The organism is Corynebacterium sp. A21 (assembly GCF_052266655.1).
Classification (GTDB): Bacteria; Actinomycetota; Actinomycetes; order Mycobacteriales; family Mycobacteriaceae; genus Corynebacterium.
Window position 1 is genome coordinate 1 of sequence record NZ_JBQPQY010000021.1, and the last position, 24568, is coordinate 24568.

22 protein-coding genes and 2 pseudogenes are annotated in these 24568 nt (G+C 59.3%); 10 read left to right on the top strand and 14 right to left on the bottom strand.

From position 1 onward, the window contains the following. The 7 genes and pseudogenes from ACTU46_RS15800 to ACTU46_RS15830 all read right to left on the bottom strand — a co-directional run. Positions 1-257: pseudogene (locus ACTU46_RS15800) on the bottom strand (2-keto-4-pentenoate hydratase); the annotation flags it as partial. Between the two features lie 127 nt (positions 258-384). After that, entirely contained in the window at positions 385-1245 is an 861-nt protein-coding gene (locus ACTU46_RS15805) for an alpha/beta fold hydrolase (RefSeq protein ID WP_443383758.1), read from the bottom strand. A gap of 95 nt (positions 1246-1340) precedes the next feature. Next, positions 1341-2534: an acyl-CoA dehydrogenase family protein gene (locus tag ACTU46_RS15810; protein WP_443383761.1), complete on the bottom strand. Its 1194-nt coding sequence runs from the start codon at positions 2532-2534 to the stop codon at positions 1341-1343. Between the two features lie 48 nt (positions 2535-2582). Continuing rightward, positions 2583-3107, bottom strand: coding sequence for a flavin reductase family protein (locus tag ACTU46_RS15815; protein WP_443383764.1), 525 nt, complete (start codon positions 3105-3107; stop codon positions 2583-2585). Positions 3108-3137: 30 nt separating this feature from the next. Further along, on the bottom strand, positions 3138-4058 hold the full coding sequence (locus ACTU46_RS15820; protein ID WP_443383767.1) for a VOC family protein: 921 nt from the start codon (positions 4056-4058) through the stop codon (positions 3138-3140). A 560-nt stretch (positions 4059-4618) separates the two neighbouring features. Further along, positions 4619-5329, bottom strand: a complete 711-nt coding sequence (locus ACTU46_RS15825; RefSeq protein ID WP_443383770.1) for a TetR/AcrR family transcriptional regulator — start codon at positions 5327-5329, stop codon at positions 4619-4621. Positions 5330-6050: 721 nt separating this feature from the next. Beyond that, positions 6051-7124, bottom strand: coding sequence for a glycerophosphodiester phosphodiesterase family protein (locus ACTU46_RS15830; RefSeq protein ID WP_443383773.1), 1074 nt, complete (start codon positions 7122-7124; stop codon positions 6051-6053). A gap of 612 nt (positions 7125-7736) precedes the next feature. Here ACTU46_RS15830 and ACTU46_RS15835 point away from each other — a divergent pair. Both ACTU46_RS15835 and ACTU46_RS15840 read left to right on the top strand, forming a co-directional pair. Further along, a complete protein-coding gene (locus tag ACTU46_RS15835) occupies positions 7737-8189 on the top strand; it encodes a hypothetical protein (protein ID WP_443383776.1) in 453 nt (150 codons plus the stop codon). A 19-nt stretch (positions 8190-8208) separates the two neighbouring features. Beyond that, complete coding sequence (locus ACTU46_RS15840; protein ID WP_443383779.1) at positions 8209-8337, top strand: hypothetical protein; 129 nt, start codon at positions 8209-8211, stop codon at positions 8335-8337. A gap of 382 nt (positions 8338-8719) precedes the next feature. Here ACTU46_RS15840 and ACTU46_RS15845 read toward each other — a convergent pair whose 3' ends face one another. From ACTU46_RS15845 to ACTU46_RS15855, 3 genes are all read right to left on the bottom strand, one after another. Beyond that, on the bottom strand, positions 8720-9907 hold the full coding sequence (locus ACTU46_RS15845) for a pyridoxal phosphate-dependent aminotransferase (RefSeq protein ID WP_443383813.1): 1188 nt from the start codon (positions 9905-9907) through the stop codon (positions 8720-8722). A gap of 310 nt (positions 9908-10217) precedes the next feature. Next, on the bottom strand, positions 10218-10985 hold the full coding sequence (locus tag ACTU46_RS15850) for an amidohydrolase family protein (RefSeq protein ID WP_443383782.1): 768 nt from the start codon (positions 10983-10985) through the stop codon (positions 10218-10220). 230 nt (positions 10986-11215) lie between these two features. Then, positions 11216-11818 (bottom strand): DUF1707 SHOCT-like domain-containing protein, encoded by a 603-nt coding sequence (locus tag ACTU46_RS15855; RefSeq protein WP_443383785.1) that lies wholly within the window; start codon positions 11816-11818, stop codon positions 11216-11218. A 411-nt stretch (positions 11819-12229) separates the two neighbouring features. Here ACTU46_RS15855 and ACTU46_RS15860 point away from each other — a divergent pair. Next, positions 12230-12520 (top strand): annotated as a pseudogene (locus ACTU46_RS15860) (IS6 family transposase); the annotation flags it as partial. A gap of 127 nt (positions 12521-12647) precedes the next feature. After that, the gene (locus ACTU46_RS15865) at positions 12648-13616 is read left to right on the top strand and encodes a LysR family transcriptional regulator (RefSeq protein ID WP_443383788.1); all 969 of its coding nucleotides are present in this window, start codon (positions 12648-12650) and stop codon (positions 13614-13616) included. 21 nt (positions 13617-13637) lie between these two features. Here the strand turns inward: ACTU46_RS15865 and ACTU46_RS15870 are convergent, their stop codons facing one another. Continuing rightward, a complete protein-coding gene (locus tag ACTU46_RS15870; RefSeq protein WP_443383791.1) occupies positions 13638-14750 on the bottom strand; it encodes a 2-keto-3-deoxygluconate permease in 1113 nt (370 codons plus the stop codon). A 323-nt stretch (positions 14751-15073) separates the two neighbouring features. On the opposite strand from ACTU46_RS15870, the gene ACTU46_RS15875 reads away from it, so the two are divergent. Together ACTU46_RS15875 and ACTU46_RS15880 are read left to right on the top strand one after the other, a co-directional pair. Next, positions 15074-15253, top strand: a complete 180-nt coding sequence (locus ACTU46_RS15875) for a hypothetical protein (protein ID WP_443383794.1) — start codon at positions 15074-15076, stop codon at positions 15251-15253. Positions 15254-15286: 33 nt separating this feature from the next. Beyond that, complete coding sequence (locus ACTU46_RS15880) at positions 15287-15478, top strand: DNA-processing protein DprA (protein ID WP_443383816.1); 192 nt, start codon at positions 15287-15289, stop codon at positions 15476-15478. Positions 15479-15829: 351 nt separating this feature from the next. Here ACTU46_RS15880 and ACTU46_RS15885 read toward each other — a convergent pair whose 3' ends face one another. Beyond that, positions 15830-19111, bottom strand: coding sequence for a heterodisulfide reductase-related iron-sulfur binding cluster (locus tag ACTU46_RS15885; protein ID WP_443383818.1), 3282 nt, complete (start codon positions 19109-19111; stop codon positions 15830-15832). Positions 19112-19453: 342 nt separating this feature from the next. On the opposite strand from ACTU46_RS15885, the gene ACTU46_RS15890 reads away from it, so the two are divergent. Further along, positions 19454-20827 carry a glycosyltransferase family 4 protein gene (locus ACTU46_RS15890; RefSeq protein WP_443383796.1) on the top strand — a complete coding sequence of 458 codons (1374 nt, stop codon included), beginning with the start codon at positions 19454-19456 and terminating at the stop codon, positions 20825-20827. Between the two features lie 466 nt (positions 20828-21293). On the opposite strand, the gene ACTU46_RS15895 is transcribed toward ACTU46_RS15890, so the two are convergent. After that, complete coding sequence (locus ACTU46_RS15895; RefSeq protein ID WP_443383799.1) at positions 21294-21425, bottom strand: hypothetical protein; 132 nt, start codon at positions 21423-21425, stop codon at positions 21294-21296. A 458-nt stretch (positions 21426-21883) separates the two neighbouring features. Between ACTU46_RS15895 and ACTU46_RS15900 the strand changes: the two genes are divergently transcribed. Next, positions 21884-22144, top strand: a complete 261-nt coding sequence (locus tag ACTU46_RS15900) for a hypothetical protein (protein WP_443383802.1) — start codon at positions 21884-21886, stop codon at positions 22142-22144. Positions 22145-22173: 29 nt separating this feature from the next. On the opposite strand, the gene ACTU46_RS15905 is transcribed toward ACTU46_RS15900, so the two are convergent. Next, on the bottom strand, positions 22174-22866 hold the full coding sequence (locus ACTU46_RS15905; protein ID WP_443383804.1) for a response regulator: 693 nt from the start codon (positions 22864-22866) through the stop codon (positions 22174-22176). 480 nt (positions 22867-23346) lie between these two features. Here ACTU46_RS15905 and ACTU46_RS15910 point away from each other — a divergent pair, with 480 nt between their 5' ends. Both ACTU46_RS15910 and ACTU46_RS15915 read left to right on the top strand, forming a co-directional pair. Continuing rightward, complete coding sequence (locus ACTU46_RS15910; protein WP_443383807.1) at positions 23347-24087, top strand: alpha/beta hydrolase; 741 nt, start codon at positions 23347-23349, stop codon at positions 24085-24087. Positions 24088-24123: 36 nt separating this feature from the next. Then, positions 24124-24498 (top strand): hypothetical protein, encoded by a 375-nt coding sequence (locus ACTU46_RS15915; protein ID WP_443383810.1) that lies wholly within the window; start codon positions 24124-24126, stop codon positions 24496-24498. The last annotated feature ends 70 nt before the right edge of the window (positions 24499-24568 follow it).

Consider the following 24568-nt stretch of genomic DNA (forward strand, 5'->3'; position numbering starts at 1 on the left):
GTGAAGAAACCGAAGTCCGGGCTATCCACACCGAGCTGGCGCTGCATGGCCAGCGAGGTCAGACCGATTTTACGGCCAATGACCTTTTCGCCACGGTCGATGAAGGCTTGTTCCTGGAGCTGCTGGATCCGGTAAGCGCCAGAGACGTCGAGGTTAGCGATGGTCTCGCGCGGTGGACGGATCGTTTGGCTGGTTTCGTAAGCAGCCAGGAGATCCTCGGCCACAGACTGCAGAGCATCGGTTGCAGTAGTCGTCATTGATCTATTCCTTAAATATACTAAGCGTGAGGTTTCTTGGAGACTGCGTCATGTGCGCAGCCGAGGCGACCGATAGATGGGTGACCTCGGCTGCTCCACGCGCACCGTCGTTTAAGTTCCCGTTGTTCTAGTCGATGCCGATGAAGTTAGCGACGATGCGGTTGAATTCCTCTGAGTGCTCCAGTTGGGCCCAGTGGCCACACTGGTTGATTAGGTACAGGCGCGAGTTCGGGATCAGGGTGTTCAGCTGCAGAGAGTTCTCGAAGTGCACCACGCGGTCGTCCCGGCCATGAATGAGCAGACTCGGTGCGGTGATCGTAGCGATGTCCTTGGCCTCGGAGAAGCGCAGGAAACCATCCGGTTTACCGAATCCCTCGAGGAAGTTCGCGCGGTGGTCGTCTCGCTCGGCGGCGGCCTCAGCACGCTGGGCGACCATCTCCTCCGAGGCAAAAGCCGGGTCGAAGGTCATGATGTCAGCCAGCTCACGCATAACCTCCTTGGTCGGGTTCTTGTACCCCTCGACAAGGATCTTCATGCCCTCGGAGAGGCCCCCTGCGGAGAAGAGCTGCGGACGGGCCAACCCCGGAGCCCCCATCGAAATCAGGTGGGAGACACGTTCCGGGTGCGTGATCGCCATGTTGATGCCGATCATGCCGCCCATGGAGTTGCCGATCAGGGCAGCTTTCTCAATACCCAGCTCGTCCATGAACTGGCGCAGTGCCTCCACCGAGTCGGACTCTTGGGCGCGGACTGCAGAGGACTTGCCCCAGCCCGGAACATCGATCGCCAGGACCCGGAAGTGCTGCGCCAGGGGGATGATGTTTGGGGAGAAGTTGCTCCAGCCGCCTGCTCCGGGGCCACTGCCGTGGATCAGGATGACCGGGTATCCGGTGCCGACTTCCTGGTAGTGGATGTTCCAGTCCTTGGTTTGAACGGTGCGGGAGGTGGACTCGCGGGTGATGTCGGTGGGGATGATGGTGCTGGTCATGGCGCTATGTCCTTTTTATTTGCGGTGATAAGCGTGAAGGTTCAAGAGTGCGGCACCGGGGATTGGTACCTCCGGTGCCACGGGGTGGGGTGTTCCTAGTAGAAGAGCTTCTGGTCGTGCTCCAGGCCGTAGACATCGAGGGAGTAGTTGGTGTAGATCGATTCGGCGATGTTGCACATGTGGTTGGCTGCGGCGTGGGCGTCGCGCCAGTAGCGCTGGATCGGCTGCTCCAAGCGGATCGCACTGCCGCCGGCATAGGTGTAGAGCTTCTCGATTGCGTTGAGTGCTCGGCGGGAGCTGCGCACCTGGATGGTGCGGAAGTAGAGGCGTTCGGATCTGGTCAGCTTGCGGCCGGAATCAACGATGGCCATCATGCGGCGTGCGCCGTCGAGGACCTGCAGTTTGCTGGCCTCGATCTCGGCGACACCTTCGGCGTAGGCGGCCTGCTGGAAGGGGTTTGCTGCCGCGCGGCCACCGAAGCCACCGACCTTGTCCCGGGTGAACTCCACGAACTCGTTGAGGGCGCCAGCACAAATGCCCAGCGTCGCAGAGGCGATGGCGTAGGAGAACACGGTGCCGAATACGAGGTTATAGATCGGCTTGTCCGGCGCATACTGCTCGGTCAGTCGGCCAGAATCTAGGTCTTCGTTGTCGATCACGCGGTAATCCGGGACGAAGACGTCCTCGACAATGAGGTCCTTACTGCCGGTGCCTTTGAGTCCGACGACATTCCAGGAGCCTTCGACGATCTCGTAGTCAGCGCGAGGGAGTACGAAGTGGTACCAGTTCGGTCCGGGCTCCGGCTTGCCGTCCTCACCGAGGATGACACCGCCGATGGTGACCCAATCACAGGCGTCAGTTCCGGAGGAGAAGGACCAGCGGCCGCTGAAACGGAAGCCACCCTCCACTCGGGTTGCCCGGCCAGAGGGCATATAAGGAGAGGCAGTCCAGACATCCGGGTCTTCGCCCCAGATCTCCTGCTGGAGTCTCGGGTTGACCTGGCTAAGCTCCCAGGGGTGGACACCGACCACGCCTGCCACCCAGCCGGCGGAGGGGTTGAGGGCTGCGATATCCATCACTGCCTCGCAGAACTCATCCAGGCCGGATTCGAGTCCGCCGAGTTCACGTGCCATCGCCATACGGGTCACACCGGTGTGGCGGAGGAGGTTGACGACTTCATCGGGAAGTTTGCCGGCGGCATCGGTAGCCGGAGCCCAGTCACGAAGCTCCTGGGCGATTTCAGTGATGCGATCCTTGACGGGGGTGATGACCTGAGTCGCGGTAGTCATGGTGCTGTCTCCTGTGTTGAGGGTGGGTGGGGTCCGGGGGAGGTTGTTTTACTGGGGGTTCAGGCCGAAGTAGCCACCGCGGTGGAACACCAGCGGGTCCATCTGCTCGGGGTTCTCGCTGAGGTCATGGACACGGCCGGTGACCAGGACGTGATCGCCGACCGGGACCACCCGTTCCAGCGTGCAGTCGATCCACAGGAGGGCGTCGTCCAGCTGCGGGGCCCCGGACGGGGCCAGGCTCGTCGGCACACCATCGAAACGCTCTTCGCGGGGGCGACAGAATTTGCGGGACAGGTGCTCATGGTCGGAACTGAGAACGTTGACGCAGAAGTGCCCGGCCTGGATGATGTCGGTCAACGTCGAGGAGTCACTCTTAGGGAAAAACCCGACGATCGGGGGATCCAGGGAGATCGAGGTGAAAGTTCCCACCACCATCCCGGAGGGGCCTTCATTGCCGGCGACGGTGATGACAGAGACACCGGTGGGGTAGCTGCCCAGGGTCCGGCGGTAAACCAGTGGGTCAATATCTACATCGGGAAGAATGGAAGGCCGTCGATCAAGTGCGATGGTCATGGTATTCCTTTCGAGGTGAGCTGACGGTGCTTAAGAAGTGGTGATCTCGGCGGGGACGGTGGACAGGTCGTCGATGACCATGCCCGGGCCCATCTCGGCGAGGTTGGGGTGGGGCTGGTGTCCCCAGATGGAGAAGCTGTGGAAGGTCTTGGCGACCCAGAGGTCGTCGACCTCGAGTCCGCCGGCGCCGTACTCGATGGCGAAACCGGAGGGGGACTTCACGTAGAAGGAGGTGACCAGGTCGTTGACGTGACGGCCCGTGTCCATGGTGATGGGCATCCCAGCTTCGTTGACCAGGTCGCGGGCGATGCCCACGTCGTCGATGGAGTTGGTCTCGAACATCAGGTGGTGGACACCGATGCAGGGCCCCTCAGCCAGGGCGAAGGAATGGTGGCGGCCGTTGACGTGATAGAAGCGGACGTCGAAGGGGCCGCGGATCATGTCGGAGAGCTTGAAGCCCATGACACCGCGGTAGAACTCCTCGGCTTCCTTGAGGTTGGGCACGATGAGGACGGCATGGCCCAGGCCCTGGTCTCCGGTCTTGAAACCGGCGTGAGCACGGCCCGGGTGGAAGGTGGACGGGTAGAAGAACTGGCCCCAGGCGATCTCGTGGCGGAAACCGTAGGGGTCGGTGAACCAGAAGTAGCCTTCGACACCGCGGTCCTCACACTCGACGGCATTGGCGTAGGTGATCTCGACGCTGTGGGAGGTCAGGCGCTGTTCCATCTCTGCGGCCTCCACTGCGGAGTTGACGGTCCAGCCCAGGTAGGCGACATCGTCCTTGTCGCCGGGATAGACAGCCAGTCGGAAGAGGGCGTCATCCATGCGGTAGCGCTCCCCACCATCCGGGGAGTCGGCGCCGCGCTCCAGGCCCAGGATGCGGGTACCGAAGTCATTCCAATCGGCGTGGTTCGGGGTGGTGATGCCCATGTAGGCGAATGCGTTGATCATGACGGGGTCTCCTTCGAGGAAAGAAAAACGAGAATGTGTCCACAACGTCCATCCAGATCATTTGACCTAGATAGCTCGACCTAGACTGTCCAATCTAGAATGACTGCTCTAGGTTGGGATTAATGTAACTGGGATCACGCAGGGGCGCAAGGGGTGATTTAAAACTCTTTGGATGAATGGTCCGCGGATCCCACCCTCGCTGGGGCTCTCGAGGCCCTACAGAATTGCCACACATAGCAGCTCAAGCAGGTTAAATCGCACCCGCATAGGGAGCCGTTTTATCAGTGCGACGCAGAAATAAAATCTTCTGGATAAAAGCCTGATTGTGGGGTGATCCAGAATGGAGCGTGAGCTCAAGGCGATGCTGGGCCATGGGTATCGACCGCATACCTCGCCCACATGTCTTTCCAACGTTGTTCGTTGCAGAGCGGATTGCGCATGACGAGATAGCGGTCGACAACAACAGACGCCACCCCCCAGCGCGTCCGATTATTTTTGCCTGTGCTCAGGCTCGGCGATCAGGTCGCTTCATTGGCCCCTGACCAGTACTGATATCAGTATTAGGGCCCCCAGGCCTCTGGGTCATCGGCAGACAACGACTGGCCCCATACGTTAGACTCGGCAGCATTTCGGCCGTTGCTTAGGAGGGCTTTGCGCTCTGCGGCGCCGATCATCTGGTCGAGCGAGGTCACCATGACCTCAGCTAATCCCTCTAGGTCCCAATCCTCGTTGGCACTCGCGGAAATGACCCAGCCATCGGAAAAGGCGATGGCGAACTGACTCAACTTGATGGACAGGTCAGGGGCCGCCGCCAGGACGTTGTCGGGGAGGTTCTCCTGCCAGAATTTAGCGATGAACTCGAGCCTATCCCGGCGAATGTCCAGGAATTTCTGACGCGCTTCGGATCCCTCGAGACGCCTTTCCAGGGCCATGAGCAGGCCGATCCCCCAGGCACTTGACGGGTCCCTTGCCTCTTTTGCCCGGTTGATCATGATCTCGGTGAGGCGGTCTACCGGACGCTCTCCCTCATGGATTGTCCAGTCATACCTGCCAAACCACTCATTGACATAGCGATCCAATAGCGCGGAAAAAAGCTTATCCTTGTCGCCGAAATGCCAGTAGATCGAGCCTGAAGGGAAGCCGGAACGTTTACTGACCTTGGATATGGTCGTCCCTTCGTAGCCCAGTTCTATAGCCAACTCCAAGGTCGCCTGTAGTATCCGCTCGACGGACTCAGCGCTGCGTTGGGAGCGCGCCCCTTTTTTCTCCATTGCCTCACCTTAAGTTTAGAAATCTTGCCGACTGGAAACGATATATCCTGTCTCAAACGTCCAGTGTAGTAACTATTTTTCCGGCAACCTTCTAGGCTATTTGGGGTGAGATATGGTTGCTGCTTCATAGAGGTTCTAACTGGTTCTGGAAATCAACATTGCGATTCTGGGGAGTATCTCGAGGCCACCTGTCAGGCCTTCTAGCGGCGCCCCTGCCCCTAGAGAGCTTCCGCACTAATCTGATGAAAGTCGGGGCGCGGTGCAGTCAGTTGAAACTGACGTTCTGGACGAAGCAGATCCTCTCAGGCTGGCTGGACCTGAAGGGCTCTCGTGCCTCTGGGCGAGCGCGGAAAAGCAGATTCCCGAACAGGTCTGCCGCTGCCTTTGTGATCAGGTTAAAAGTAGAAGGGGTATTGATGTAATTCGGCTGATTCTCGAGACCTAAACATACGGCGTTTGTTCGCGGTCCATCTAAAGCTTGCGCAGCACCAATATCTGACCCTTCGACTGTTCAAATAGCGTAGTGGTGCGGTTTCTGAGGCTTCGTTTATCGGCTCGGTCTGATTGGCCGGCAGGGGGAGATTGTCGCTTCGGCTGGTGGATCTTGGCAAAACTTCTGATCGGGCAGGGCCGATGGGGGCGGCATCGCCTGGTCCGGGTGGGCGTCGATAAGCACGAAGCCTCAGGTCAGGGACCTGAGGCTGCGCGCATCGGTGGTGAGTTAGTACTCGATGCCCATCTCGTCGAGGACGGTCACCAGGGTTGAAGGGTAGTCGGTGATGATGCCGTCAACACCGGCTTCGATCTGCTCGCGCATGGTGGCGGCATCGTTGATGGTCCACGGTGCCACGGCGAGGCCCTGCTCGTGTGCGGTGTCCACGAACTCAGGGGTGGCGACGGGGTTGTAGTCGGCATCGCCGGCGGAGGTGCCGTAGGGCTGGGCGTAACCGGGGGAAAGGACCTCCACGCCCAGCTGCTCGGCGGCCGCGAAGATATCGCCGTTGACGGCGTCGAAGTCGACCGCGCCGGTCCACAGGGAATCGGACTTCCAGGTGCTGTCATCCCACAGGAGGGCCAGCGGGATCTCCGGCTCCTGCTCGCGGACCAGCGGCAGGGTGCGCCAGTCGAAGGACTGAATCATGGTGCGCTTTTCCACGCCGTATTCCTGGACCACCGGCACGATGGCATTGACGAACTCTTCCGGGGTGGCGGAGTCGGCGCGGTTCTCGCCCTCGATCTTGGTTTCGATGTTGAAGTGGACAGCGGTGCCCTCGGCAATCTCGAAGACATCGCTGAGCTGGATGAGCTTATTGCCCTCGACAGCTTCAGCATCCGGGTAGCCCGGCAGGACCTTATCGCAGTTGAGGGTCTGCAACTGAGCCCAGGAAAGCTCATGGACCAGGTCACCGACATAGGGGAATTCCGGGTCATCGGCGGTGGCCGGTGCGGTATCGGAGCACTTGTCCGCCTGGATGGAGGGATCGTGCCAGACGACGGGGACATTGTCCTCGGAGAGCACGATATCGAACTCCAGGGTGGTCACGCCCAGGGCGAGGGATTCCTCGAAGGCCCGGGCGGATTCCTCGGTCCACTCGCCACGGCCACCGCGGTGAGACTGCAGATCAAAGGTCTCCGGCAGGTTGGCGGCAGCATCAACTACGGGCGGGGTGTTCTCGGAGGAGGAAGATAGTGCAGAGCTGGAGGAAGACAACTGGGGCGGTACGGAGCTCCAGGCTCCGAGAGACAGTGCCAGGGGTACGACGGTAACGGCAGCGGCGATGGAGCGACGTTTCATGACTTCTCCTTGGGGTGCGATCAGTGATCAAGGGGCGTTGTTTAGGTGATAGGCGTTCGGCATCGAACGAAGTGGAACCTACGCACCGAGAACAACCGGCAGGAGAACCCATAGTGGAGGAGAAGTGAAATTCTTCCGGGTGGGGGCGGAACCTGTACTTCACTGGGGGAAACGAACGGGTGCCCTGGGATTCGGTTGGGCTGAACGATTCCTGACATTAATGCCATCGGTTCCCCTAAGGTTTCCCCTAGGAAACAAATTGAGGAGTGGGGCATCAGGTGCGGGAGATTGAAAAAATAGGGATCGGCATGATCGTGGCATATATGGTGCTCCTGCTGATCGGAGCGGTGTTCCTTTATGGGAAAGGGCAGGGGCCAGGGGAGGGGACTCCGTCGGAGGTCACGTCGACAGCCCTCACTCCGGAGGATAGCGCCGGTGCGAAAGCGCATTCCTGAAGTGGTGAACCTGATCGGCCCGTGCTGAATATCTGTACTGACTGCGCTTAAAGTCCTCGCCCGGAATGCTGTGTATTGATTGGCATGACGAATGTCCCTGTCCCGTCACTGCTTGAGCTTGCAGAAGTGATGTTCTCCGAGGTTAGGACCCCGGTAGGTGAGTGCTCGAAGGTGCATTGAGCCGCTCTTCTTCCGGCCTGGGGGCACTCTCAGTAGGGAGCGCAGCAGGCTCCGGGCATGGTCAGCGGACATCTCGCCCGGGGTGAGCGTCAACTGCGAAGCTAGTCCGTCAACGAAGGTATGCAGCACTCCGGCCCATTCCTCCACCAAGGACTGGCTGGCCGCGAATCCGCGGGTGACGATGCATTTCACCCCGACCAGCTGCCTGTGGCTGAACATGGTGGAGATCTTCTTCGGATTCATCACCCGACAGTGCCTCAAGCGAAGAACCTTCTCCTCGGTGCCCAGACTCCAGGACGCCATCGAGCACTACATCGAGCACTACATCGAGCACTACAACAAGGAGGACCGTCCGTTCAGATGGACCAAATCAGCCGACCACCTGTTGGGCAAGATGAAACGCAAACAAATTATTAACACGGAACACTAGGTCATTCACCGTCGGCTCAATGATGCTGTTCGGGCTGGGGACCTGGCTCTTCGAGTTCTATACCGCAGTCCCTTATTTCGGTGCGATCGGTGTGATGGCCTCGGCGGGACTCGTCCCGACACAATGGTTGCCACTGCTGGCGGTGTAGGTGTTTATCATGATCCTGCCCGGCATCATCTTGTACCTCATCTGGGGCTTGACGTTTAAGTCTCGAGGATCGGGGGAATTGCATCAATCCCGGGTGCATCTGGTTGATCCTCGAGACCTAAACATCACGGCGTTTGTTTGCGGGCCGCCCAGCGCTTGCACGGAACCAATATCTAACCCTCCGACCACTCACATAGCTCAGTGGCGAGGAGGGTAGGGTTCCTGAAGCTTCAGCTATCGGTTTGCTCTGTTGGCCGACAGTGGAGGTTCACGCGTGCCTATGTTGTCGGTGGCCTCGAATACCGCATCGATGAGGTAGCGCGCGGCGTCGAAAAGCGAGAAGCCTCAGGTCAGGGACCTGAGGCTTCATATCTGGGCGGAACCTACTGCTTGTAGCTGACCAGGAAGTTGCCGAGGCGTTCGATGGCGTTCTCCAGCTGGGAGGCCCAGGGGAGGGTGACCACGCGGAAGTGGTCGTGGTGCGGCCAGTTGAAGCCGGTGCCCTGCACCAGGAGGATCTTCTCGGAGCGGAGGATATCCAGCATGAGCTGGGCATCATCGTGGATCTCATAAACATTGGGATCCAGCTTCGGGAAAGCGTAGAGCGCACCCTTCGGCTTGACCACGCTGACACCCGGGATCTCGTTGAGCTTCTCATAGGCGACATCGCGCTGCTTGTGCAGCCGGCCATGCTCGCTGGTCAGCTCGTAGATGGTCTGCCGGCCACCGAGAGCCACCTGGATGGCATGCTGGGCAGGAACATTCGGGCACAGACGGGTGCCAGCGAGCAGCTCGAGACCCTCAATGAAGCCCTTGGCGTACTGCTTCGGGCCGGTGAGTACCATCCAGCCGGCGCGGTAACCCGCCACCCGATAAGCCTTGGACAGACCGTTGAAAGTGATGGTCAGCAGATCCGGGGCCAGGTTGGCGATGGAGATGTGCTTGGCACCGTCATAGAGGATGCGGTCATAGATCTCATCGGCCAGAATGAGCAGCTGGTGCTCCCGGGCGATCTCGACCAGCTGCTCCAGCACCTTCTTCGGGTACACCGCACCCGTCGGGTTATTCGGGTTGATCACCACGATGGCCTTGGTCTTCGGAGTGATCTTGGACTTGATGTCCTCGATCGACGGGTTCCACTCATCCTCCTCATCACAGAGGTAGTGCACCGGCTTACCGCCGGCCAGGGAGGTGGCAGCCGTCCACAGCGGGTAGTCCGGGGCCGGGATCAGCACCTCATCGCCATCATTGAGCAGCGCCTGGGTGACCATGGTGATCAGCTCAGAGACGCCATTGCCCAAGAAGACATCCTCAACATCGAAGTAGGGGAAATCCTCCAACTCATAGCGCGTGACAATTGCACGGCGAGCCGGGATGATGCCCTTCGAGGTGGAATAGCCCTGGGAGGTCGGCAATGCGGCGATCATGTCACGCATGATCACGTCCGGGGCATCGAAACCGAAGACCGCCGGGTTGCCGGTGTTCAGCTTGAGAATATTGTGCCCGTCGAGCTCCAGACGCTCGGCCTCAGCGGCCACCGGGCCACGGATCTCGTAGAGAACATTCTTCATCTTCTCGGACTGATCGAAGACTCTCGGGGCGCGGCGGGCGGTCTTGGGCTTGACTGTCTTGAGCTTGGCGGTTTCGGAGTTGGTTGCCTGGGTGTTCGTGGCGGAGCCGTTGAGGGTCCGCGAGACGGTGGGGCCTGGAGAATCTGGGGCGGCCGCGGCTGCGGCGGCTGCACCCGGGGCCGACTCGCTGACCGGGTTCTGGACAATTGTATTCTGGGTGTCTTTATTCACCCTGACCACTTTGCCACTTTTGCTTTCCTACCGGTAGATGGGGTGAGTAATCCGTGTCGCGGGTGATGCCGGGAGGTGCCTACTTCTTCACAGAGCCAGGGGCAGAAAGATAAAATTGCGCGGCATTGCCCCAGAACACGGCCGCTGAATGCTCAGGGCCCACGGCCTCGGCGATGATTTCCAAGTCTGAATCCTCGAAGGGGCGCTGCGCCCTGGTTGAAGGTGAATCGGTGCCCACCATCAGGGCAGTGGGATCCACCTTCATTATCTCTCGGATCACCTTCGCCGGATCAAGGTCGATCCGGCCAAAACCCGTGGCCTTGACCTTCACTCCAGCCGCCACCAGTCGGAGCAGGGTAGGAAGGCCATCGCGGTGCATCCCCAGATGATCGATACTTACCGCAGGCAGAGCACTCAAGGTCGGTTCCAGCTCGCCAACCTCGCGAGCATCGACATAGAGCTCAATATGCCAGCCCGCCAGATCATGGATCCTCCGCGCAAAGCGATCCATGTCTGCCACCCCTGCGGATCCGCCCCGGCGCAGGTTGAAACGGACAGCCTTGATGCCAGCTCGGTCCAACTCAAGGATGCACTGATCACTGGTCTCCGCCGGGAGCTGGGTGACGCCGACAAAACCCGGCCCCAGCGCAGCGAGAGCATCGAGGAGATAGCCCTGGTCAAAGGCCTGGAAAGAGCCCGAGACTACCGCGCCACCGGCAACCTGTAGGTCTTTTACCCGGGAGCGGTAGTCCGCCACGGTGAAAGGCCCCGGTAGATAGCCGTTATTACTTACCATCGGATGCTTCGGGTCAATGATGTGGAAATGAGAATCGAAGAGTTTCGGCATGGGCGCTCCTTTTATAGGCTCCGTAGAAAAGGCCTAACCGTGGCAGCCTGGGGGAGATCGCGGCGTCGATAAGCGTGGGCGGTGTCGGATCTACCTTTTGGGACTGCCATGGTGGGACGCCTCAAGAATGACGGCGTCGTGCAGATCCTGGCGCACCGCGAACGCTTCCCGTAGCACCGGGACTCTGGGGCCGTCGGTCACGCTGTCTGCTGCGACAGGCAGGTGCCCTGCTACTTCGAGCGTTTTCCGGAGATGAAGTTCTTCGCCATGCTCATCGCCTCGGAAGTCAGCTCATGCTGGCGTTCCTTGCGCTGCACCCGCAGCTCAGCACTGCGGAGACGCTCTGCAGTACGCAGCTCCCGCAGCCGATTGCGTTCAAGCTGCCGCTTGCTCGGGGCATACCAGGAGGCAGGCCCAATCTTCATGACATAGAGCAAGATCGCCATCACCGGAATGATGAACATGAACAGCAAGGACATTTCGCCGATGGCCGGTGCCATGACAGCAGTGGCAATGACAGCTCCGATAGTGCTCAATCCCAAGAGGCCTGCCTTGGGACGAGCTCCGGAACGATGCGCAGCCTCAACCTCTGAGGCATTGTAGACCTGCTCGATCTCGGTGCCGGGGCGCTGCGCGAAGGTCTGCGGGAGATCATGGAAAAGACCGTCCAGATCACTGCGCACCTCGGCGGCGGCGACCTTGCGGCAGCGGATGTCGTACTCGTCGATGCTCAGGCGGCCCTCTGCCATCGCATGGCCCAGCTGGGACATGGCGGCGGATCGTTCATCATCACTGAGACGGACGTTGGAGCTACCACGAGGATCGACATTCATAACTTTGATTCTAAACCCTCGGTCAAAAGGAGTCTGTCCGGGTTTTCCCTGATCTTGGGGAGGTGGAGGTTATCGGTGGGATGGTCGGTGCGGGTGGTGGGCTCCTACATTTTATTGGGGCTAACTTCTCAGTTCCCTTGAACACGGAGCACGCGTGCTCGGCTGATGTGGCTGAGATGAAATGTTCTGAGGTGTTCCATGAGAGGTGAAGTGACAAATAATGTCACAAAACCTCCAGGGATTGTCAGTGCCGTGACCTGCAGTTTGTTGCTTCGTTGTCACAACTTGTAGCAACGTGTAGCAAGTGTTGCTACACGTATGTCACTTGGAATGTCGCAACAAGATCCGTTGCGGCCAGCCTGTTGGGCTGCGTTCGGTGGCTAGTCCATCGATTCAAGTGCTTGGTGAGTAATCACTGCTGGTGGGCAGATCCTAGACTTTTATTCCTCCCAATCGAAATTGTCGCGGCGGCGCAGTGTTTCCTGGCCACAACGCTGCAGTCGAACGCGTCAACCGGGTATCCCTGGGCAATCAACCCCATAAAGCACCCTTCCTGTTCAGTGCGATCACTTAAATCAAAGGCGGAGAAAATCTACCCACTGACAGTCGAGCACCGGCAGGTGAAATACCTTGGATGTCATGTTCGCCTACAGTCAACTCAACCCGGATGGGGTGATCGTCCACCGGGCATTCGAGGCGTCCGGACCACCTTGGCGAACAGCACTCATCAGGAGATGGAAACTTGAGCTTCACGGCTCTCCACCCAAATTTTCAACAGCACCCATTAACCTCTAGGAGGGCTGAACCATCATTCTAAGTATTGGCACGAATGGCCCGCAGAGAGGAACAATCGGTGATCGAGTTACGCCACCTCCAGTATTTCCTGGCCGTCGCGCACGCTAGAAATTTTAGTCGCGCTGCAGATGACCTCGGAATTTCTCAGCCCCCACTTTCCCGACAGATCAAAATACTTGAGAATCGCATCGGGACCACTCTCTTTGAACGCTCAAGCCAGGGCGTGGCTCTCACCCCCGCGGGGATCTTCTTGGCTGAACGGGCCCCAGCGCTGCTTAATGAGCTGGAGGACTTAGAGCGGGATGTCAGCGCAATAGGGGCGGGTTCTGCAGGAGTCTTGCGACTTGGTTTCGTAGGGACTGCAACATTCCAGCTGATGCCCAAACTCCTCAAAGAAATCAAGACTCAGCTTCCAGATATTGAGGTTAGAGTGAGTGGCGAGAAACTAACCCCGGAGCTCGAACGGCTTCTCCTGACACGAAAAATTGACGCCGCTGTGCTCCGTCCGCCCGTTTCCTCTCCGGAGATGGAACTCGAGAGTTTCGGGGTGGATGACTTTACTCTCGCTGTGGGGCCTGGTCATCCCTTGCTTGAACGAGACGGGCCTATACCTTTCTCGGCGCTCGCAGACTACGCCCTCATCGCTTTTCAAGAAGGCTCTGCGGCGGAACAGATTGGCCGTAAGGCCGCTCACCAGGCTGGTTTTGAACTCCGGATTGCGCAACACGCACCGGAAACTTCGACCGTTCTGGCACTGGTTGCTGCGGGAATTGGCGCAGCTCTGGTGCCTAAGGGATCGATTCCACAGCCAATGGGAAGCTTGCAGATGCTTGAGATAGCGGATGGGCCGACCATCGGTCTGTCCATGGCCTGGCTGAAGGGTAATCAGTCACCCATATTGCGCAGAATAAAACCCCTGCTCGCGGCGGCGGCAGAGCATTCGCGTGGAGTGAAACAACAGACAACGGAAAACGCTGCCCACCCTGAAGGTTGGCAGCGTTAATCCTTGTGACTTCACGGATTGCTATCGGGGATTTTCTGTAGTCGATAACTCCAGTTCATTCTCCGAAAACACGGGAGAAACAGGCTGGGCGGTTGTGTCGGAGGTATCTGGTAGAGCCTGGGGGCTCCCATTTGCATCGAAGTAGGCGTCTTCGGCGGTCGTTGTAACGCCGTGCTTAATCTGCCAGCGGGAGATAAAGGCGACGAGGAAGGGTGCGATAAAGGCAGTCACTACCACCGCGGTGGCGATTTGAGCGGTGGCTTCACCTTGAATAGCGGCGAATGACGGATCAATCGCGGCAAGTGCGGCCGGGGTAGCGATCGCATTTCCAGCAACGGCACTTTCGGCGACACCGGAGACAACGTTGCGGGCAGGGCGGGGAGTCTTGCGGACCTTGTGCCAGAGATAGACGCCTAGGATTGCGGCTCCACCGGAGAGGACGACCGTCATCAGTCCGAGCAGGATGCCGGCTAGGCCGGAGGTGAGCAGCACACTGAAGTCGATGCCTGCGCCGATGGCGAACGCAACAAACGGGATGATCAGACTCTGGCCGGGAGCCAAGAAATTACGTGCGAGGGGCGACAAGTTGCCGAGCACGAATCCGAGGATCATGGGAAAAATTGCGGCAAGAAGAGCATCCAGTGGAAATTGAGCGAATCCCGCTACACCCAGGGCGATCATCGTGAGGAAGGGGCCGTCGTTGATCGACAATACCGAGATGGCACCCTTATCGGTCTTTGAGCCGAACTGCTGCATCAGCGCGCTATAGAGCGAACCGTTGGAGTTGGACATGGCCGCGATAATTGCCAGCGGGAGAAGTCCCCAGAGCACTCCCCCTGGGGCAAAGAATGCTACCGACAGGCCGACAGCAGCTGCGATTCCAAACTTAGAAACCAGCAGCACAGCTCCCTTCTCCAGGGAAGGGGCCGCAGTCTTCAAGCTGATCTGAGATCCTACGGCCAGAAAGAAAAGCCCGATCAGGACAGCTGTTCCATCGCGGAACAATGCCGTGGTGAAGCTGCCGATATCGAGAATCCCGGGAGCGAAGGAATTCACGATCGCACCGAGAAAGAGGGGCACTACCATCAGCGCACCTGGAATCCGGCCGATAGCGCGGAAAGCTGAATCCAACATGATCTTCCTTTCTTATTAACGCTCAGGATCTTTAACTGTCAGGACAAATGCTGTGTCCTGAGATGCGGAATATTCCTTCTGTGATGTGACTCATATATTGGTGGTGGGGTGGAGAAATAGGAAATACCTCCTCGGTATAGAGGCTTCCGAGATAGGTATTATGCCTGCCCAAAAGGCAGGCCCAGGGATAGAAGCGGGGGCAGAAAAGGGGGGAACATCGCCTAACTGGGGTCTCTGCACACAAGGGTTGGCATGCAGTGGAGAGACAGCAGACGATATGGGAGGTGATCCTCTGTTTCGGTCGTACGACTGTGATGAAGAGTATGAACACGGCAGAGCCACCCACCGCACATGCAGAAGGTGACACCTCCCTAACCAGTGTTATCGCTGCTGTTTGGGCTACGTCTGCCCTGTCCCCGCCAGCCTGCGTCGCTCTGTTGATCAGTGATGTCGTGGATGCGCTGCTCGAAGAAATCTTCGGCAATACCCTGATCCATCCTTAGCGCGATACTGCTCTGAGAGCAGCAGTAGCTGACCTGGCGAGATGGCGTGCGCGTGGATATCAATTCACCAGCATCCTAGATGCTGATTACCCCGGATACCTGGCGGGAGTGCATGAAGCGTCCGCATTACTGTTTAGTCAGGGATCCCTCCACCCAGCGGATAACGGGGTCAGTATAGTCGGATCTCGCAACGCGTCTTTAGGACAGCTCCGTGCTGCGGAGTAGATCGCCACGGAATTGGTGCAACGAAATCTAACCATGGTGTCTGGGCTTCCGTCAGCATTGATTACTTGCCGGCAGTCACGTCACCTTCTGCCATCGACGTTGGCAGGCAGCAGGAGTTCAATGCGTACCCGTGCTTTGTCTGTGAGGTCGTCGCGTCCGGCCATTGTTCAGGAATAACACGTCTTGACTGCGGCGTACCCACGACACGATGATCACTTACAGGACAGAACCTGGTCAGATGTCTGATCAATAATGAAGATGACTCCACCGCTGCAGGAACCTTATTTACAGTTCCCGCAGCGGTGGAGTTATCATTTCCAGCCCGATAATCGGGCTTAATGAGCCTGGGGGCTAATGATCTTTTTCATCCGATGATTCCTCCGGATCAGTTGGGTTGGATGCCGGAGGAGTGGCAGATCCTGGTGCAGCTGGAGCCCCACCTGGGGGAACCGGTGCTCCACTGGGAGGCATCGGAGTGGAAATTGCTGCCGGAGGCTTGGGTGCCGAAGCACCGGGTGCCATCGGGGCACTCCCGGGGGCACCGGGAGCTGCTGGTGCTGATGTTCCCGGAGCCATCGGCGTACCGCCGGGAGCAGTGGGAATGGGGGCCGAAGCACCGGGAGCCATTGGGATATTACCGGGTGCGGCCGGTGCTCCACCTGGGGGAACTGGTGCTCCGACGGGAGGCGTCGGAGTGGAAAACGCTGCTGGAAGCTTAGGAGCCGAAGCGCCTGGAGCCCTGTGCGTAGAGCCAGGAGCTGCCGGTGATGCGGCACCGGGAGCCATCGGCGCACCGCCTGGTGACGTGGGAGCCGAGCCCGGAGGTGCTGGAATCGAGGCGGAGGCAGTCGGCGTAGGCGCGGAGCCAGGAGAAGCCGGTGCTCCGCCCGGAGGAACCGGTGCTCCGCCGGGAGGAGTCGGAATAGAAATTGCTGCCGGAGGCTTAGGAGCCGAAGCGCCTGGAGCCATCGGAGGAGCACCAGGGGCCATCGGCGCCATGGGGGAACTGCCGGGAGCTGCGGGAGCTCCACCTGGAGTGGGCATCTTAGGTGTGGCGGAACCCGGCGCAACTGGCGCGCCACCCGGTGCCGACGGAGCCGGCGCGGAAGTCCCCGGCGCGATCGGAGCTGAACCAGGAGCGGCAGGAGCGCCACCCGGTGCTGAAGGTGCTGCAGATCCTGGAGCAACCGGCGTTCCGCCAGGCACTGTGGGAGTTGAACCCGGAGCTGCCGGTGCCCCTCCCGGCGCTGCGGGTGCTGCAGATCCCGGGATCACCGGAACCTGCGGTGACGCTGCCGGGAATTGAACCTGCTTCGAACTGGTGTCTTCAGCTTGGAGGGCTGAGGTATCAGCCGAGGCGGGCGTAGCTGCCGCCGGGGCGCTCTTGTTCTTCGATTTCGGCGTGATTCCCAGGTTCATCGTTTCCCGGACGGGAGGTTCGAGGAAGAGCTTTTCGCGGGGGGTGGGCAGCGCGCCGTCGATAAGCACGGAGTCGCGGAGCATGCGGGAGATATCGCGGACCTTGGGTTGTTCGGCCTTCGGGGCGTCGGACAGTGCCTTGACACCGTTGCCGATCATGACGCTGCAGAAGGGGCAGCCGACGGCGATTTCCTCGGCGCCGGTGGCCAGCGCTTCGGCGGTGCGGTTTTCGTTGATGCGGGTGCCGATGTTTTCTTCCATGAACATCCGGGCACCGCCAGCGCCACAACAGAAGCCCTCGTTCTTGTTGCGGTCCATCTCACGCAGTTCCATGCCGGTGACGCCGAGGAGTTCGCGCGGCGGATCGAAAACCTTGTTGTGACGGCCCAGGAAGCAGGGGTCGTGATAGGTGATCGGCTTACGGTTTTTCTCGGTGCGCGGGACCGGGGTGATCAGCTTCTCGCGGACCAGGCGGTTGAGCAGCTGGGTGTGGTGGAAGACGTCATAATGGCCGTCGAAGTCCGGGTACTCATTGCGCAGGGTGTTGAAGCAGTGCGGGCAGGTGGTGATGATCTTGCGCTGCCCCTGTGGCACGCCCTCGAAGACACCGTTGAGGGTCTCGATATTCTCCGCGGCCAGCATCTGGAAGAGGAACTCATTGCCGGCACGGCGCGCCGGGTCGCCGGTACAGGTCTCACCCTTGGACAACACGGCGAACTTCACGCCCGCGGTATGCAGCAGATCCACGACCGCGCGAGTGGTCTTCTTGCCCTCCTCATCGAAGGCACCGGCGCAGCCGACCCAGAAGAGGTACTCGGTCTCCTCGAAATCGGCGATATCCTCGCCGAAGATGGGAACCTCCAGGCCATCGCGCCGGGCCTCCTCGACCCAGGTGAGGCGCTCCTTATTATTACCGCCCCAGGGGTTGCCCTTGGCCTCGAGGTTCTTGAACAGACCCGTCAGCTCGGAGGGGAACTCAGAATCCGAGAGGACGCGGAATCGGCGTAGATCAGCGATGTGGTCGATGTGCTCGATATCCACCGGGCACTGCTCCACGCAGGCGCCACAGTTGGTGCAGCCCCAGAGGACATCATCACTGATCACCCCGGTCTCGCCGGCCATCTTCAGTACATCCACGCCGGCGTGGGAGTCCTCCGGCTCCATCAGATAGGAGGCGTTGGCCACCGCGGCTTCACGGATGTCCATGACCAGTTTCTTCGGGCTCAACGGTTTATCGGTGGCCCAGGCCGGGCACTGATCCTGGCAGCGACCGCACTCGGTGCAGGTCGAGACGTCGAGAAGCATCTTCCAGGAGGCATCTTTGAGATGGCCGACGCCGAGGGTGTCATCGTCCTCGACATTGTCCAGCGTCAGTGCCTTGCCCTTGGACTCCATCGGCTTGAGCTTGCCCAGTGCTTGCTGGCCATCCGGGAAACGGCGGAAGTAGATATTGAAGAAGGCCAGGAAGCGGTGCCAGGCCACACCCCAGGTGAGGTTGCGGGCCACCAGAATCAGGAAGACCATGCCGCCGAGCAGCTTGAACACGGCGAAAACGCTCACCATGATGGCACTGGCTGGCAGCAGCTTGGCGATGTGGATGCTTAGGAAATCCGCTACCGGATGGCCCCCGCCGAAGGTGGCGATCTTGCCGGCCTTGACCAACAGCATGCCCAATCCCTCGACCAGGACGATGGCCTCGATGACACGGGCGGAGGTGGTGTTGGAGTTGTTGAACCTGGAACTGCGCTTGCTGTCGCCGAGTTTCAGCCGCACAAAGATCAGGAAGAGGATGCCCAGCACCGTGCCCACGGAGAGCACTTCCTCAACGAAGTGGTACACCGGCCAGGAATGTAGGAAAGGCCAGCCGCCGGCCGGGTTGAAGGCCTGAACATAGGCCTCGAACCAGACAATCGAGCCGAAGAGGAAGCCCAGCATGACGAACCAGTGCGCCACCCCCACCCACGGTTTATTGAGCATGGTGGTGTGGCCGAAGATCTCCTTGAACATCGTCCACAAGCGGCGGACCGGCTGATTCACGCGGGTAGCGGTGGGCTGACCAGCGGAGATGAACCGGTACAGCGTGCTGGAAGCCTTGATGAACAGGAACCAGGCGGGCAAGGAGAGGAGGACACCGATGAATCCGAGCACGATGGTGGCAGTGCTCACGCTCTGGATGACCGAGGCGGGGGCAGCGGCGGCCGTGGTCTGGACGATCGTGGTCTGGATGATCGTGGCCGAGGCAGCGGCGAGGAACTGTGAGCTCACGTTTGAATCGTTCCCTTTGCAAAAGGCTGTGTATATGGGCTGGTCTCATGGGCGGTTTTGAGAGTCAGTTCCCCAGCTTAAGCGGTGGGGTGGACAAGGCCTAAGCCCACGAAGGTTTTATATGCGGGGAGCTGGCCAGCGGGGCGTGACAGCTGGATTTGCAGGGAAACACCGCTGGTGTGGAAAAGGGGAGTGTTTTCCAGGGGGAAAGGAATTTGGTGGAGGGCAGCGATGGGGAGGTTCGCAGAGGCTGGAATGAGCCAAAGCCATTCGATCAGAGGATTGTGCGGGATGGATCAGGGTGGAAAAATTGCCAGAGTTGTCTGTGAGGGATTGCCTCTTGAAACCCTCCATCCTGAAGTTGAATCATCACTTGGAGAGGTATATCCCTTGAAAATTACATATATCCACCAGCACTTTGTTCTCCCGAGCGAGGGCGGTGGAATCCGACCTTATGAATTTGCCCGACGGATGGCCGATGAGGGGCATGAGGTCACCATGATTTGTGGTGGTGAGACTGCCCTCGATGCCAAAATTGATGGATTCCGGGTCAAACGCTTGGCTGTTCCCTACCGTAATGCCATGAACGTGCCCGAGCGTTTGTGGTCTTTTGCCCGCTTCATGATTGCTGCAAGTGTTGCCACAGCTCGTATTGAGGCAGATGTGATCTACGCCAGCTCGACCCCGCTGACAGTCGCTGTACCTGGCATCATCGGCAAGCTCTTCAGAAGAGCACCCATGGTTTTTGAAGTCCGAGACCTGTGGCCATCGGTCCCCGTCGAACTCGGTTACCTGAAGAACCCGGCGGCTGTTTGGCTGGCGCAAACGCTGGAGAAGCTCGCCTACCGCAGCGCGGATAGTGTGGTCGCATTGTCCCCGGGGATGCGGGATGGAGTTTTGCAGATCTCCCCGGAAAAGGCGGTCACAATCATTCCCAATGCCTGCGACTTCGAGCTCTTTGATCAGAGCGATGAACAGCGCCATGGGTTCCGGGAATCCCAGGGATGGGGCGAGGATGAGATCATCGTGGCCTACGCTGGTGGATTTGGCCCCGTTTATCAACTCGATTGGGTGGTCAGGTTAGCTGCATCAGTCAAGGATGACGGTATCCGCTTTGTCCTCATCGGTGAGGGCAAGACCAGCGGAGTGGTCCACCAGCTGGCAGCCGAACTCGGTCTCGATCCAGATGAGCTTTTCCTGGGACTGAAATCAAAGCCGGAGGTAGCCAGTTATGTTGCTGCCAGTGACCTGGTTCTCTCGCCGCTGCGACCGGAGACAGGTCTGGAAGCCAACTCTCTCAACAAAGTTTTCGACGGCATGGCTGCTGGTCGTGGCGTGGTGCTTAACCATGAAGGCTGGTTGAGAGACACAATTGTCGAGGCACACGCCGGATGGCAACTGGACCGGTCGCTCGACCTCGCCGCGGAACAATTGCGCACAATCGCAGCCGATCCCGAAGCAATCAAGGCAGCTGGGCGCAACAGCGCTGCGCTTGGCCATGCAAATTTTGATCGTGACGATCTTTATCGCCAGCTCATTGGAGTGCTCAGCGCGACCGTCTCAACTCGGGCAACCGACCGATATTTTGAGCACTCCCTGAAACGGAGAGCTCCACGTCCACTACAAAGCGAAAAGCGCTTGAGCAGTGGCGATATGGGTAGTTGAAATCCACAGGATCCAGATGATGAGTGAGCACCACAAGCTCTCTGAGAAATCTCGATTGAGCTGTGCTGATCTCAGCGGTGTGATCTGTGGTGTGCCGCAGGGGGCTTGACCGGCACCGGACCACGGATCTCAGCTGCTGAGCCAACCGAGATAGGGGATCAAGAATCATCGAAGACTTCCTGCGGGGTGAAGTCATTCAACCTTTGGGATGCCGCACGGCGGGGCAAGAGCAGACCAAAGTGAACTGTATTGGCACGGCTGGCATGGCTCGACTGTCGTGGCTCGACTGGCATGGCACCAGGGCCGTCCACGCGTGCGGGTTGAGATCATCCCATCCCCGGTACTGAGTTCTCCGCGAACAGCTCGAGCAGGTTCCGCCTTCCGGGTGCCAGCCAGGGGTTTGCTGCACGCTGAATCCGAGCGGCACCAGATCCGAGGGATACCAGGGGAGTCGAAGAGAGATCTCTTAGCTGGGGTTCTCGGGCCCTGATGTCGGGACCACCTGCTTGGTGGTGGGGCCAGTTGAAGACGTATGGGTGGGCAGAACGGTCAACGCTGCGATGGCGAGGATCAACGCTAAACCATGTCGGTTGCTCAAGATCAGGCAACCCTCCTGTTCTCACTCAGGTTCTGGCGCTGCGGGTCTACACAGATATTGGTAGCATTTTGCCACCTGGCCTGGTGCCCAGAGGGGCAATGAACCGATTCAAACAGACCAATGAGCAGATCATATCTGAAAGAGGCTATCCATTCGGGGGAATTCACAAGACTTCTGAGAGGGGTGGATAGCGGTGCTGGGGGCTCCGGCGCCGGGTTTTGAGGAATAGTAGTCGGAAGTGACCTACTTCATCTAGATCGTTCAGGGGATGGCGCTTATTGCAGCTCAGAGGGGGTGTGGCCCGCCGAGGCCAGGTTACGGTTCAGTAAATTTGCCTCAAACCCCTCGCTGAGGTGGCGAAAAGGTTAGGTGGATAGTTAGGCGGGCAAATAGGATGTGGGGAAAGCCATGCGGATGGCTAAGTGGGTTAATGGGATGTGGATGATATGGAGAATGGCATGATCAAATGGTTTCCCGTGCTGGGAATTTGGGGGTGTCTGGCGGTGGCGGGCATCGTATTACTTGTCTGGGACTCGGTAGTTTTGGCGCTGATGTTCGCCCTGCTGAGCTTGTTCATCGTCACCATCACGCCGCCAGTGCTCGGTGTGATCTCAAGAACTCCCGGCAAGCTAGATCCTCGCGTGATCAAGCGCTACCGGAAGGAGAACCCCGGAACCACCATCGGGGAGGCCATGGATGAGCTCACGTACCGCGGTTAAGGTGCTGTGGGGCAGCCGATAAGCACTGCTCAATCCTCTGGTTCGCGCATGCCAGACCGGATGACGGTGACCGCCAGGCTCAGCCGTGAGGTCACCCCGAAGCGGGAGATCATCTGGGAGACGTATTTCTTGACTGTCGCCTCGGAGTAGTCCGTTGCCTTGGCGATGTCAGCGTTGGACAACCCCTCGCAGAGGTGGTGGAGGATCAGCCTCTCGGCCTCGTTGAGGCTGTCCAGTGGTGAACTCCGTGACGTTGGCACCGGATCTGGGATGAATTCGGGTACGTCTTCCGACAGGTGGGGCAGGTAATCCACCAGCTGGTCCATGGGGAGGTCGAAGCCGAGAATAGCCTCCCGTACTGCGGTGATGACCTCCTGCGGCTGGGCACTTTTGATGATGCGCCCGGCCCCAGTGCCGGAGAGGATCTCAACGGTCATCTCCTGGTTCTCATGTGTGGTGATGGCGATGAAGACCGGCGGATCCTGTCGCAGCTGGATCTCCTTGAGCAGGGACAATCCGTTCATCTCAGGCATGTGACCGTCCACCAGCACCACATCGAAAGTGATACTTTCCAACCTTTCTAATACTTCTTGACCATTGCGGGCTTCGGAAATTATATGGATGTCATAGGTGCTGGCGAAATACCGGCGAACCGGATCAAGTGCCTGGCGATCATCATCGACGGTGAGTACCCAGATCTGGGAAGTTTCGGGATTTAGCATCTCGCTGACCTTTTGGCACCAGGGGAGGGTTAGGTAGAGCATTGTCCCGGCGGCTGTTGCGGACAGCGCCGCCGGGAAGGCGGCAAAAAGGGCCACCGCCAAGCTGTGTTACTTCTCAGGGATAGGGGAATACGCCAGGTGAGGACGTTCTCCCGGATGTTTATCTCAGGCGGAATTTAGTGGGCACGGGCGTGCTCTCACAACTCTCTCATGTCCAAGCTAGGAGTCGTAAGCCCTAAATTGTGGGGCACCGAAGTTATATCACCGAGGTGGCTGGCCCATTTGGGCGGGAGTGGGCCTCATCTAGGCTGGTTGGCAGCTGTCTGGAAGCTCGGCGGGGGAGCAGGATCTCGGGCGGGGTTTATTAGAGTTTGCTCATACCAGCTCTTCTGGAATGGTTCATTCGCGTGCCGAAGCCCTGTGGTTTCAGAGGTCATTGTTGATCTGTAAAGAACCTATCCGGCCCAGAGGCTGAGTCACATGTCCCGCTCCACCCGTCGTATCGTCGCAGGTCTTATCGTGGGTGCACATCTCTGCGTGGTTCCCGCGACCGCAGCTGCTTCTCCGGACGACCTGGTGCGCGAGGTGACCGCGGGGTCTTCGCAGTATCCGGATGCGGTGGGCTATGCCATGGACGGGTTGCTCGGCGCGCTGGATATGGCCGGTTATGGCAACCTGCCGGTGCCGAAGTCCTTCGTTGAGGCGACTCCGGATTATCCCTTCGCCACCGACGCTGCCATCACTGAGCCGGAAGTCGTTGCCAGGGAGGTGGAGGGCGGTCGCCTGGAACGCTGGTCGGTGGCCTCCCCCGCGATGCAACGGGTGGTTGAGGTGCAGGTCTACCGTGCGCTGGATCCGGATGCACCAGCACCACAGCTCTTCCTGCTCGACGGCGTCAGCGGAACTGACAATGCCGGCTGGGTTCGCGAAGGCTACGTCCAGGATGCTTTCGCCGATGAGAACGTCACCGTGATTATGCCGAAGCAGGCCACCGGCTCGATGCACACGGGCTGGCAGCAGGAAGATCCGGCGCTTGGGCATATGAAGTGGGAGACCTTCCTGACCTCAGAACTGGCACCACTGATGGCGGCGGAGAAGAGCCTGAACTACAACAATCACCGCGGCATTGGCGGACTCTCCATGGGGGCCGCGGCAGCAGTACGCATCGCCAACCGCAACCCCTTGCTTTTCGATGCCGCGATCGGCATCTCCGGCTGCTAGACCACCCTTGATCAGCTAGGCCTGTAAACCACAAAAATGACTGTGGAATCCCGCGGGGCAGACATCACGAAAATGTGGGGCACGTATGGCTCCGAGGATTGGGTGCGCAATGACGTGGCCCAGGATCCCACTGGGCTTTCCGACATGGCGGTCTATCTCTCCGCCGGTAATGGCGTGATCGGGGCGAAGGACCGCGAAGAATACTCGGATCGCCAGGCCGAGGACATGGCCAAGGGTGTGATCCTGGAGCGCGGGGCGCTGACCTGTACCCAGAACCTTGTTGCCGCCATGGAGAACGCTGGAATGGGCCACCAAGTGGTGGACTATACCCCAGTCGGCGCGCACAATTGGGGAACCTTTGGGGTGCAGCTGGTGCCGGGATGGGAAGCCGTGAAGTCGGCGATGTACTGAGGTTTGGGTGCGGCTGGGGGCTTGGGTGGCTGGGGTTTGATCAGCCGCCACCTGGGGTTTGACGTTTAGG

What these genes read in the sequence shown, in the direction of transcription:
- ACTU46_RS15855 (WP_443383785.1), bottom strand. Translation starts at nt 11,818, where the DNA reads ATGAATGTCGATCCTCGTGGTAGCTCCAACGTCCGTCTCAGTGATGAT.
- ACTU46_RS15915 (WP_443383810.1), top strand. Translation starts at nt 24,124, where the DNA reads ATGACTGTGGAATCCCGCGGGGCAGACATCACGAAAATGTGGGGCACG.
- ACTU46_RS15840 (WP_443383779.1), top strand. Translation starts at nt 8,209, where the DNA reads ATGATGCTGTTCGGGCTGGGGACCTGGCTCTTCGAGTTCTATACCGCA.
- ACTU46_RS15815 (WP_443383764.1), bottom strand. Translation starts at nt 3,107, where the DNA reads ATGACCATCGCACTTGATCGACGGCCTTCCATTCTTCCCGATGTAGAT.
- ACTU46_RS15820 (WP_443383767.1), bottom strand. Translation starts at nt 4,058, where the DNA reads ATGATCAACGCATTCGCCTACATGGGCATCACCACCCCGAACCACGCC.
- ACTU46_RS15850 (WP_443383782.1), bottom strand. Translation starts at nt 10,985, where the DNA reads ATGCCGAAACTCTTCGATTCTCATTTCCACATCATTGACCCGAAGCAT.
- ACTU46_RS15900 (WP_443383802.1), top strand. Translation starts at nt 21,884, where the DNA reads ATGATCAAATGGTTTCCCGTGCTGGGAATTTGGGGGTGTCTGGCGGTG.
- ACTU46_RS15805 (WP_443383758.1), bottom strand. Translation starts at nt 1,245, where the DNA reads ATGACCAGCACCATCATCCCCACCGACATCACCCGCGAGTCCACCTCC.
- ACTU46_RS15865 (WP_443383788.1), top strand. Translation starts at nt 12,648, where the DNA reads ATGGCCCGCAGAGAGGAACAATCGGTGATCGAGTTACGCCACCTCCAG.
- ACTU46_RS15875 (WP_443383794.1), top strand. Translation starts at nt 15,074, where the DNA reads ATGAACACGGCAGAGCCACCCACCGCACATGCAGAAGGTGACACCTCC.
- ACTU46_RS15825 (WP_443383770.1), bottom strand. Translation starts at nt 5,329, where the DNA reads ATGGAGAAAAAAGGGGCGCGCTCCCAACGCAGCGCTGAGTCCGTCGAG.
- ACTU46_RS15870 (WP_443383791.1), bottom strand. Translation starts at nt 14,750, where the DNA reads ATGTTGGATTCAGCTTTCCGCGCTATCGGCCGGATTCCAGGTGCGCTG.
- ACTU46_RS15890 (WP_443383796.1), top strand. Translation starts at nt 19,454, where the DNA reads ATGGATCAGGGTGGAAAAATTGCCAGAGTTGTCTGTGAGGGATTGCCT.
- ACTU46_RS15905 (WP_443383804.1), bottom strand. Translation starts at nt 22,866, where the DNA reads ATGCTAAATCCCGAAACTTCCCAGATCTGGGTACTCACCGTCGATGAT.
- ACTU46_RS15845 (WP_443383813.1), bottom strand. Translation starts at nt 9,907, where the DNA reads ATGAAGAATGTTCTCTACGAGATCCGTGGCCCGGTGGCCGCTGAGGCC.
- ACTU46_RS15910 (WP_443383807.1), top strand. Translation starts at nt 23,347, where the DNA reads ATGTCCCGCTCCACCCGTCGTATCGTCGCAGGTCTTATCGTGGGTGCA.
- ACTU46_RS15830 (WP_443383773.1), bottom strand. Translation starts at nt 7,124, where the DNA reads ATGAAACGTCGCTCCATCGCCGCTGCCGTTACCGTCGTACCCCTGGCA.
- ACTU46_RS15810 (WP_443383761.1), bottom strand. Translation starts at nt 2,534, where the DNA reads ATGACTACCGCGACTCAGGTCATCACCCCCGTCAAGGATCGCATCACT.